The sequence below is a fragment of the Spirulina subsalsa CS-330 genome (assembly GCF_028330765.1).
In the GTDB taxonomy this organism is placed as follows: Bacteria; Cyanobacteriota; Cyanobacteriia; order Cyanobacteriales; family Spirulinaceae; genus Spirulina; species Spirulina subsalsa_A.
Genome location: NZ_JAQMTY010000207.1, coordinates 1 through 9,147, shown reverse-complemented (window position 1 = coordinate 9,147; position 9,147 = coordinate 1). Strand labels below are relative to the sequence as shown.

At 56.3% G+C, this 9,147-nt stretch carries 10 protein-coding genes; 5 read left to right on the top strand and 5 right to left on the bottom strand.

Annotated features, from left to right (window positions below; genetic code table 11):
* On the bottom strand, window positions 1–637 hold a 637-nt coding region (locus tag PN477_RS14390), incomplete at its 3' end, for a peptidoglycan-binding domain-containing protein (RefSeq protein ID WP_272147365.1).
* Window positions 638–781: 144 nt separating this feature from the next.
* Window positions 782–1,801 (bottom strand): DMT family transporter, encoded by a 1,020-nt coding sequence (locus tag PN477_RS14385; RefSeq protein ID WP_272119519.1) that lies wholly within the window; start codon window positions 1,799–1,801, stop codon window positions 782–784.
* Between the two features lie 171 nt (window positions 1,802–1,972).
* On the opposite strand from PN477_RS14385, the gene sppA reads away from it, so the two are divergent.
* Both sppA and aroH read left to right on the top strand, forming a co-directional pair.
* Entirely contained in the window at window positions 1,973–2,800 is an 828-nt protein-coding gene (gene sppA / locus PN477_RS14380) for a signal peptide peptidase SppA (protein WP_272119521.1), read from the top strand.
* Between the two features lie 35 nt (window positions 2,801–2,835).
* The gene (gene aroH / locus PN477_RS14375) at window positions 2,836–3,240 is read left to right on the top strand and encodes a chorismate mutase (protein WP_175551042.1); all 405 of its coding nucleotides are present in this window, start codon (window positions 2,836–2,838) and stop codon (window positions 3,238–3,240) included.
* 120 nt (window positions 3,241–3,360) lie between these two features.
* On the opposite strand, the gene PN477_RS14370 is transcribed toward aroH, so the two are convergent.
* A complete protein-coding gene (locus tag PN477_RS14370; RefSeq protein ID WP_272119524.1) occupies window positions 3,361–4,587 on the bottom strand; it encodes a glycosyltransferase family 4 protein in 1,227 nt (408 codons plus the stop codon).
* Between the two features lie 72 nt (window positions 4,588–4,659).
* On the opposite strand from PN477_RS14370, the gene PN477_RS14365 reads away from it, so the two are divergent.
* Entirely contained in the window at window positions 4,660–4,965 is a 306-nt protein-coding gene (locus PN477_RS14365; protein WP_272119526.1) for a hypothetical protein, read from the top strand.
* A gap of 36 nt (window positions 4,966–5,001) precedes the next feature.
* Here the strand turns inward: PN477_RS14365 and PN477_RS14360 are convergent, their stop codons facing one another.
* Both PN477_RS14360 and PN477_RS14355 read right to left on the bottom strand, forming a co-directional pair.
* Complete coding sequence (locus tag PN477_RS14360; protein ID WP_272119527.1) at window positions 5,002–6,051, bottom strand: ABC transporter permease; 1,050 nt, start codon at window positions 6,049–6,051, stop codon at window positions 5,002–5,004.
* Window positions 6,052–6,107: 56 nt separating this feature from the next.
* Window positions 6,108–6,626, bottom strand: a complete 519-nt coding sequence (locus tag PN477_RS14355) for an adenine phosphoribosyltransferase (protein ID WP_272119529.1) — start codon at window positions 6,624–6,626, stop codon at window positions 6,108–6,110.
* A gap of 201 nt (window positions 6,627–6,827) precedes the next feature.
* Between PN477_RS14355 and PN477_RS14350 the strand changes: the two genes are divergently transcribed.
* The gene (locus PN477_RS14350) at window positions 6,828–7,454 is read left to right on the top strand and encodes a DUF3038 domain-containing protein (protein ID WP_272119531.1); all 627 of its coding nucleotides are present in this window, start codon (window positions 6,828–6,830) and stop codon (window positions 7,452–7,454) included.
* Window positions 7,451–8,896 (top strand): DUF4335 domain-containing protein, encoded by a 1,446-nt coding sequence (locus tag PN477_RS14345; protein ID WP_272119533.1) that lies wholly within the window; start codon window positions 7,451–7,453, stop codon window positions 8,894–8,896. The genes PN477_RS14350 and PN477_RS14345 overlap by 4 nt, the downstream gene beginning before the upstream one ends.
* The last annotated feature ends 251 nt before the right edge of the window (window positions 8,897–9,147 follow it).

The window sequence follows — 9,147 nt, the reverse complement described above, 5'->3', positions numbered from 1 at the left end:
TGCCGTTTTGGGTGGGGGGCGCGATCGCAGGGGATGAGGTAGTGACGAGGGGATGAGGGGGTGGGGTTGCTTCGGTGGGGTCAGAGTCGGCGGGGCCATTGACAAACCGCCAGAGCAGATACACAATGCCGCCAAATCCTGATAGTCCGACAACCCCCACGGCGAGAATTAAAAGGCGGGTGCGGTGTTTGGCGAAAAATCCGGGGGAGTCCGGCGTTTTGTTGGTGGTGTTTTCTTGTTGAGCTTTGAGGGCTTCAAAGGTGTTGAGATCGAAAATGCCGGTGGGTTCGAGGTCGTTTTCGGCTTGAAAGGCTTGGACGGCGGTTTCGGTGGCGGCATCGTAAGACCCGGAAATTTCCCCGTCGTAATAGCCAAAGTCTGTGAGGCGTTCTTGCAGTTCTTTGACCACATCGCCTTCGGAACCGCGTTGCAGTTGGCGACTGTTGGGATCGGGAGTTGGGGGCGTTGCAGGGTCGGATTCAGGGGGATTGTCGGCTTGGGCGATCAAGGGGGCGGCGATCGCAGCATCAGGCAGCACACAATGCAGGGGCAACCCGGTGACATCACTCCAGAGGGCTAGACCGGCGATCGCGCCAACCCACCCACCGCGTTTCAACACAAGGGAAAGCTTTAACATCAGAAACTACAACGGGCTGTGGTGAAAAGTGGACGGAGTCCAACCATGATGCACCGTTTGACTCACCCTGATCCGGAAGGAGGGCAAAACCAGGGTGAATTGCGGGCCAGAACAGATCATGCAACCAAGCAGAGTTTAGTGATCTTAGGGGCTGTCTCCTTCAACTTTAGCAGGGACTTGGGACGGCTGTTCTGACCGGGGCGGCGCGAACTTTGTTGCAGTCCACTGGGCCAGTCCATCGCGTTGATTGATCAACGTGATACTCACCAAGGTTAACACCACGCCCCACCATTGCACGGGGTTGAGCACTTCGGTTAACAGCAGGTGGCTAAACACCAAGGCAAACACTGGGGTTAAGAAGGTGAGGGAGGTAAAGCTGGTGAGGTTGCCGCTAGAGGCGATCCAAAAAAAGAGGGCGTAGGCGATCGCACTTCCGAACACCGTGGCATAGGCCAACGCGCCCCAATCGGAGCCAGTCAACGCGGCCCATTGCTCCGTTTCCCACAGCCCCGACATCACAAACAGCGGCACACCGCCGAGGATCATATGCCAGCCGGTGGCCACCACGGGGTCTACATGGCGACTGACGTAACGAATGCTCACCGTCCCCAGAGCCATCGACAGGGACGCGAGGAACATCAACCATTGGCCATTGTTAAATAATGCGCTCCACTGAAAGGCGATCGCGTCCGACCGGAGCAGCACCGCCCACCCATCCGCCGGCACACCAATCAACGTAATCCCCAGCACCCCAACCCCCAAGCCCAGCCAGCCCCACAGTCCAATCAACTCCCCAAACAACCAACTCGACAACAGCGCGATCACAATGGGCTGAGAATCAATCATCACCGACCCCAACCCTGCGCCCGTGCGTAACAGCCCTTCAGCCAAAAAGCCCTGAAACAGCAAGCCATCAAGGAGGGCAAACAGGGCAATCCAGGCCCAGGCTCGCCAGGTTTTCGGCTGCTCTAATTTCAAAATAGCCGTTAAGCCCAAGACGAGGCATCCGGCGGGCACGAGGCGCACCCCAGCCACAAACAGCGGGGTCGTGTGGAGCATAATCCCCTTCATCGCAACCATGGCAGTTCCCCAGAGGAAAAAGGGGGCAATGAGAACGAGGGGAAACAGAGTCGATGGCGCAGCGGGGAGGGATTTCGCGGACATGGGAGAAAGTGATGGGGCATCCAAGCGTCGCCTCCATTGTAATCATTCATGTAGTTTTGTTAACAAAATTGCCAGCGGCGGGGGAGATTCGGGGCGGCGATCGCCGTTACGTCCAAAGACTGAGAGGTATAATAAACGTCCATATCGACGATTCACCACGAGCAACGCACTATGATCTGGCCGTTTAAGCCGAACAAGCGCAAACAAATTGCGCGAATTGAAATCACGGGTGCGATCGCTTCAGAAACCCGGAAACGAGTTTTAAAAGCGCTGAAAACCGTAGAAGACGAAAAATATCCCGCCCTCCTGCTGCGCATTGACTCCCCTGGCGGCACAGTGGGCGATTCTCAGGAAATCTATCACGCCCTCAAACAGATTCGCAGTCAGGGGGTGAAGGTGATCGCTAGTTTTGGGAATATTTCTGCCTCCGGGGGGGTCTATATCGGCGTGGGGGCAGATCATATCGTGGCCAATCCTGGCACGATTACCGGCAGTATTGGCGTGATTTTGCGGGGCAACAATCTTGAACGGCTGTTGGATAAAATCGGCGTGTCGTTTAAAACGGTGAAATCGGGCCCTTACAAAGATATTCTCGCCTTTGACCGGGAATCGACCCCGGAAGAAATGCAAATTTTGCAGGATCTCATTGATACAAGTTATCAACAGTTTGTGATGACGGTGGCGGAGGGTCGTAATCTGGATGCAGAGGTCGTCCGATCCTTTGCCGATGGGCGTGTGTTTACTGGGCAACAAGCGTTGGAATTGGGACTGGTCGATCGCTTGGGTACAGAAGAAGAGGCCCGCTGTTGGCTGGCGGAATGGGCAGAGCTTGACCCGGATAAGGCGAAGGTGGTCACCATTGAAGAGAAGAAGCCCATCCTCACCCGTCTTTTGTCGGGACAAACGAACCGCCCGAAGTCTCGGATCGGGGCATCTCTGGATTGGGTAGAATTTGAACTGGCTACAGCGGGACAAGCGCTCTGGCTTTATCGGCCGTAAGCTGAACTGCGATCGTAATCTGGAGGAAATCAATCGTGGAGTGGAAAGTGCGGGCAATTCGGGGGGCAACCACCGCCGAACACAACACCGTGGATGCCATTCGGGCAGCGGTGCGGGAATTGATTGATGAAATCGAAGCCCGGAACCAGCTTGATCCCGATGAAACGATCAGCGCCATTTTCACGATGACCCGTGATCTGGATGCGATTTTTCCGGCGGCGATCGCTCGTGAACGCTCCACCTGGGATCATGTGGCGCTCTTGGATGTGCAGCAACTCCATATTGCGGGCAGTTTAGAGCGTTGCATTCGGGTGTTGATTCATGTCAACACGCTCCAACCCCAACGGGCGATGCAGCACGTCTATCTCGGCCGCGCCCGTAACCTCCGCCCTGATTGGAATTTAACGCCCCTCAGTTCCCACCCCGACACGGCTCGCTAAATCTTCAATACCTAGGCAAGGGGCTTAAGCCCCTTGTTTCTCAATACCCAGGCAAGGGGCTTAAGCCCCTTGTTTCTCAATACCTAGGCAAGGGGCTTAAGCCCCTTGTTTCCCAGCGGATCACCCCAAGATTTCCCGGTAAACGGTGTTGATGCGGTGGACTTTTTGCGACCAGGTGTACTCAGCTTTGATCCGATCGCGCCCTCCCTGACCGAGGCGATCGCGTAAGGCGCGATCGCTCACAATCTCCCCCATCGCGGCGGCTAAATCCTGAATCACCTGCTCCGGATGCTGGGCCGCAATTTTAAACCCCGTTGCGGCGGTGACTTCCGTGGCGGGCCCCCCCAAATCCAGACAGAGGACGGGCAGACCGGCCGCCATGGCTTCGAGACAGGCCCAGCCGCCGGAATCGTGGAGGCTGGGATGGACAAAGGCATAGCTACTGGTGAGGAGGTCGAGGACGTGCGATCGCGGCTGTCGGCCCAGAAGTTGAACGCGATCGCCCACCCCCAACCGATCAATCAGGCCCTGAAGGGTCGCCGTTTCTGGCCCCGTCCCCAAAAGCCAATAGTCACAATCGCCTAACTGCGCCGCCGCAAAGGCTGCAATGCTGAGGTGATACCCTTTCCAATGCAAGAGCCGCCCCACACTGAGGAAGCGGGGACGAGCAGCGGGGGGGCGGGGTTGGAGGGTGTCGAGTTCGGCGGCGGACAGGGCGGCCTCGGCGAGGATCTGCGTCCGGGGTGCGCCGAGGCGGGTCAGGCGTTGCTCTGTTTCCGGGGTGGTGGCGAAGGCGATCGCACTGCGGCGGGCCGTGAGACGGGTAAAGGGGTCTTGTTCGCCGATCCAGCGGGTGAGCGATCGCGCCCATTCATAGAGCCGCGCCTTGAGGCTAAACGCTCGCCAAAACGGGGGCGGAGCCGATTCACCGCCCCCCACCGGGCCGAAGAAAAAGGGCACAGGCAGCAGGGCTAAAAAGCTGGGTGTGGAATATTTAACAAAGGTGATGTGGTGGATCGCGTCGAATTTCACAGTGCGCAATAGACGGCGGGCGGTGAAATAGGCCTGAAGTTGCCAAAAATAGTAATGAATTTGCATCGCGCCACCACTGCCCCAACGCCACAGCCCCCCGATCAGCGGCGTGGTGCAATAGACAAAATGTAGATTCGGGTTTGGATGCCGGGCGAGTTCTGCGTCAATTTGGGGGCCGCTTTCGTCCGGTCGGGTCAGCACCCACACGTGATGATGGCGGGCCAATTCTACGGCCATATTCCACCCTACCCCCGGCTCCGAACCGCGATGGGGTTCACAGGAATAGGCCGAAACGAGAATAGTGAGCGATCGCATTCCACCCTCCGACAGTGCCTACTCTGCAATTATCGGCTGTTAGTCCCGCAAAGTACCAAAGCAATCTTGATTGTGCTAGTTGAATCTTGTGCAATCCTTCCGGTCACGGTGACAGGCCGTGCTGAACTTGTCGAAGCGTTGTTTTTAGGGCATCATGCAAGCAATGCCAATGCTGCTCTAGAAGGGCAGGGTGTAACGGTTCTTTTAGCTGATGCGATCGCAATGTCTCAAGATCACCCTCGTTCCGCCTCCACGAATGAGACCACAACTCCAGAAACGACGGATACAGCCGAAAAAATTCTCTGTCCCCATTGCCGCCGCACGGCCACCAATGGCATTAAATGCAAAGGAATTTGTGTCGCCGATAGCGATTATTAAGCTTGATTCTCAAGGGACTCGCGCCCGCTGAGGATGTCACTTCAAGTCTTCGAGGCGAATGCGCGGATCAACGGCTTGCAGCATCAAGTCCGCGAGGAGATTACCCACGATTAACATTGTGGCCCCCATCATCAGACTCGCCATCACAAGGTAAAGATCTTGATTCATCACGGCCCGCAGAATCAGTTGACCTAAGCCGGGCCAGTTGAAAAAGACTTCCGCAATAAATGAGCCGCTGAGGAGGCTGGCGAATTCAAACCCGAGGATGGTGATCAGGGGGTTGATGGCGTTGCGGAGGGCGTGGACGTAGATAACGCGGTTTTCGGGGAGACCTTTGGCGCGGGCAGTTTGGATATAGTCTTGGCGGAGCACGTCGAGGAGTGCGCCCCGGGTGAGGCGTTGGAGTCCGGCGAAACTGGTGATGCTGAGGGCGAGGGTGGGCAGGATCATATGCCAACCGAGGTCGAGGAGTTTGCCGAGGGGGGGGAGGGTGTCATGGCCGATGCTGGTCATGCCGCCGATGGGAAAAAGGGGGGCGAGGTTTTGGGCGAGGATGAGGAGGAGTAGGGCGGTGATGAAGCTGGGGAAGCCTTGGCCGATGTAGCTGAGGACGCGCAGAATCCGATCGCTCCATTGATTTTGCTGCACTGCGCCAAGGATACCGAGGGGAATTGCGATCGCCCACGTGATTATGATCGATGAAATGGCGAGGAGTAAGGTGGCTAACATTCGTTCGATCAGCAGGTCAGTGACCGGACGGTTATCGACAAAACTTTGGCCAAAATCAAACCGGGTCAACACGCCGCCGAGCCAGCGGAAATATTGCACATAGCCGGGTTGATCGAGGCCGAATTGGATGCGGTATTGATTGAGGGTGTCTGCGGAGATGCTGGGGTCTTCCCGGAGGGTGTCGAGGTAGTTACCGGGGGCGAGTTGGATAATGATGAAGCTGAGGGCGGAGGTGAGCAGCAGGGTGAGGACGGCTTGCAGGAGCCGTTTCAGGATGTAGAGAAATGTTTCGCTGGTGACAAACTGCCGCAGAGCTTGCCAGGGGTGAATGCGATCGCGCAGGGGAAGATTGGCCACAAAGATTCCTTTCAAAACAACATCACGACAAGGCAAAGCCCCTTTTTAATACTGCTCTAATACTGCACCAAACTCAAAATAGGGGCATCTCCCAGCTTATCCCGACCATTCAAAAAGAGCAGTTCCACAATAAAGGCGTAGCCGATTAACGTGCCGCCGCCCTGCTGGACTAACTGGGCGGCGGCTTGGGCCGTGCCCCCGGTGGCGATTAGATCATCCACGATTAACACCGTTTGACCGGATGCGATCGCATCTTGATGCATTTCGAGGCGATCGGTTCCGTACTCCAAGGCATACTCAGCACTGTAGATCGCCGCTGGCAGTTTTCCCGGTTTGCGCACCGGAATAAACCCCGCCCCCAATTGATAGGCTAAGGTCGGGCCAAAAATAAACCCCCGCGACTCCATCCCCAGCACCAAATCCGGTTTGAGGCCAGCCGCCTCACAGTGGGCGGTGAGTTGTTCGACGGTAGCCTTGAGGCCTTGGGGATCACGGAGCAGGGTGGTAATGTCCCGAAACAAGATCCCCGGTTTGGGAAAATCAGGAATGTCGCGAATGAGTGATTTAATATCCATGGGAATCTATAAGTTGTGGCCGTGCGCTATCTTGTCTGGACAAACTGAAAAAATAGTACACTAGAAACCTAACAATACTGCGATGTTAGGGCGATTGGGCTGAGTCCATCCCACCTACGTTTAGTGAACTGATTCTGTAGCAACTGCTCTCAAACCGTCTTTGTCTGCGTCCTACATCCCTGTTGAGCAACCCCCTTTGGCATGAGTCAATCTGCAAGTTTACCCTCTGATTATCAACTTCCCTCCCGTCCAAATCCGCTAATTTTGGACTCTCTTCCCGATCTTCCGAATGTGGATGGCTGTTCGCCCCGCATTCACCAACGGATTGACCTGTTGTTATTGGCGATCGAAGCCTTGGAACTGGGGGGATCTGAATATATGCTGGCGACGGCGAAGGATCTAGAACTCCAGAGCATCATTGATAATCGGGTGACGCTGTGGCGCTTGCGCTGTACGAACCCCTGGCGACGCTCCTACACCCGCAGTGGTTTGACGATTCCCCAGGCCAAGGCGTTGGTGGTGATTATCAGCGATCGCGCCCGCCGTCTGACCATGCTCATTCGCCAACTCCTCACCGCCTACAACGACACCCAAGCCAAAGGCCTACCCCTTGAGCAACATTTCCGCCTTTCGGAATATATCGAACGATTCCGCACCCATTTCCGCAGCCGGATGAACCCCCGCCGCGCCAAAGTGGCATTGTATTTAGACCAAGAAGACCTGCTCAATCAATTGGCGATCGCGCTTTTGACCCAACTTCTCTTTTGCACCGGGGTTGCCGGTCGTCAACGTCTCTGGGTTAGTCTGTTTGATGGAGAAGTGCTATGAGCATTAAACGGCAATACAACCTCCCCAATGTGCGCCTCCAGCTTGACGGGATGAACCCCAGCCTAATCACCACAGACAGTGCCGCCACAGGTCAGCGTCCCCTGATGTCGATTGTGACCAATGTGGAATGTCATTTCAGCAATTCCGAGCAGTTCCTGAGCGGTGGGCGGGAGTTTCTCGATAGTTTGGTGCGGGCGGTGAGTCAGTACGGCCAAGAGGTCTTAAGCGGCATTCCTCACCCGTTGGCCCATGAACCGGCGATCGTGCGGCTGATGAAGGGTGACAAGCCCGATCGCCACCTGTTGGTGAGCGAAACTCCCGACGGCCAAACCGTTAATATTCACCTCAACACCTTGGAACTGTTCGACCTCGTGGATGTGGTGGATCAGTTTTGCTCGGATACGCGCACCCTGCCGGATTTACAACTGACCCTAGAACCCATCAGCCGCCGCCATCGCCTCGCGGATGTGCCCGCCCATGAACGGGCGATGCCGTTAATGAGTGGGGTAGGGTCATTAGCGATCGCCGCTGTGCTTCTCTTCTTCCTGCCCGTGCCTGAGGTGACGATTCCGGAAGATCGCCCCGCTGAAGCCACGGAACAAACCGACGGCGAGGATCTCGCCACGGATGATCCGCCCTTAACACCAGAGGACGAGGCCGACGAGGAAGCCGCCAACGAGGAAGCCGATGAACTCGCCGCAACGGAGGCGGAAGATCCCCCGGCCCAACCTACGGGCGATCGCATCTCCAGCCGTGAACTTGAAGCCCTACTGACTGATGCCGAACCCATTGAAGACCCTACGGAATTAGATTTCATTCAGCGGTATCTCTTCCGGGAAATTAGCGGGAATTGGGACGATCGCGACGCGGTGACGGAAGATTTAGCCTTCCGTGTCTCCGCCACCATTGACGGGTCGATTGTGGCCTACGAGGCGGTGGATGATACTCCCGCTTCGGCCGATGAACTCACGCCCCTGCCGGATCTGGAATTTGCCCCCACCCAGGCGGCGATTGAAGCACGAGAAGCGATCGCCGACTACAAAGTCGTTTTCACCCGCAACGGGGTGCTGCAAATCAATCCCTGGGCAGGCTACCAAGGTCGGCCCGGCTATGGCGAAACCATCGATGACCCCGACACCCTGGCTCAGATTCAAGACGACTTGATCGACACCCTCCGCGATGTGTGGGATGAAGACGGGGAAACCCTGGGGAATGACTTAATTTTCCGGGTCGGGGTGACGGAATCAGGCGCGATCGCCGATTATCAACCCCAAAACAACGCCGCCTTTCAACTCGAAGGCAACACCCCCCTGCCGGATCTCCTCACCCCCGAAGCCGCTGGCATCGATCGCGAGCGGGGCAGCGTGATTCCCTCTGAACCGATGGGACAGTTTCAGGTGATTTTTAAAGAGGGGGGCAGGGTAGAAGTCAGTCCATTCTAAGCGGCGTGACGGGCGATCGCATCTCCTCTACTCCATCCATCCCGCTGAATCTCTACCCAACGTTGACATACTCCCCCGTTAATTGCTAAAGCAATCTAACGGGGGATTCTTAGATTCATACCTAAGAGTTTCTGCTTCACAGATTGGTAACTAGGCAAAGCCCCCGTCCCATCATCTCCACAGACATTTTCAGATACGCCATGCCCTAGCGCATATTCAATACCACGATTTCTGATCACTTGTGCTGCCGC

Coding starts and splice junctions, on each gene's coding strand:
- PN477_RS14385 (WP_272119519.1), bottom strand. CDS start 1,801: ATGTCCGCGAAATCCCTCCCCGCTGCGCCATCGACTCTGTTTCCCCTC.
- sppA (WP_272119521.1), top strand. CDS start 1,973: ATGATCTGGCCGTTTAAGCCGAACAAGCGCAAACAAATTGCGCGAATT.
- PN477_RS14370 (WP_272119524.1), bottom strand. CDS start 4,587: ATGCGATCGCTCACTATTCTCGTTTCGGCCTATTCCTGTGAACCCCAT.
- PN477_RS14355 (WP_272119529.1), bottom strand. CDS start 6,626: ATGGATATTAAATCACTCATTCGCGACATTCCTGATTTTCCCAAACCG.
- PN477_RS14350 (WP_272119531.1), top strand. CDS start 6,828: ATGAGTCAATCTGCAAGTTTACCCTCTGATTATCAACTTCCCTCCCGT.
- PN477_RS14345 (WP_272119533.1), top strand. CDS start 7,451: ATGAGCATTAAACGGCAATACAACCTCCCCAATGTGCGCCTCCAGCTT.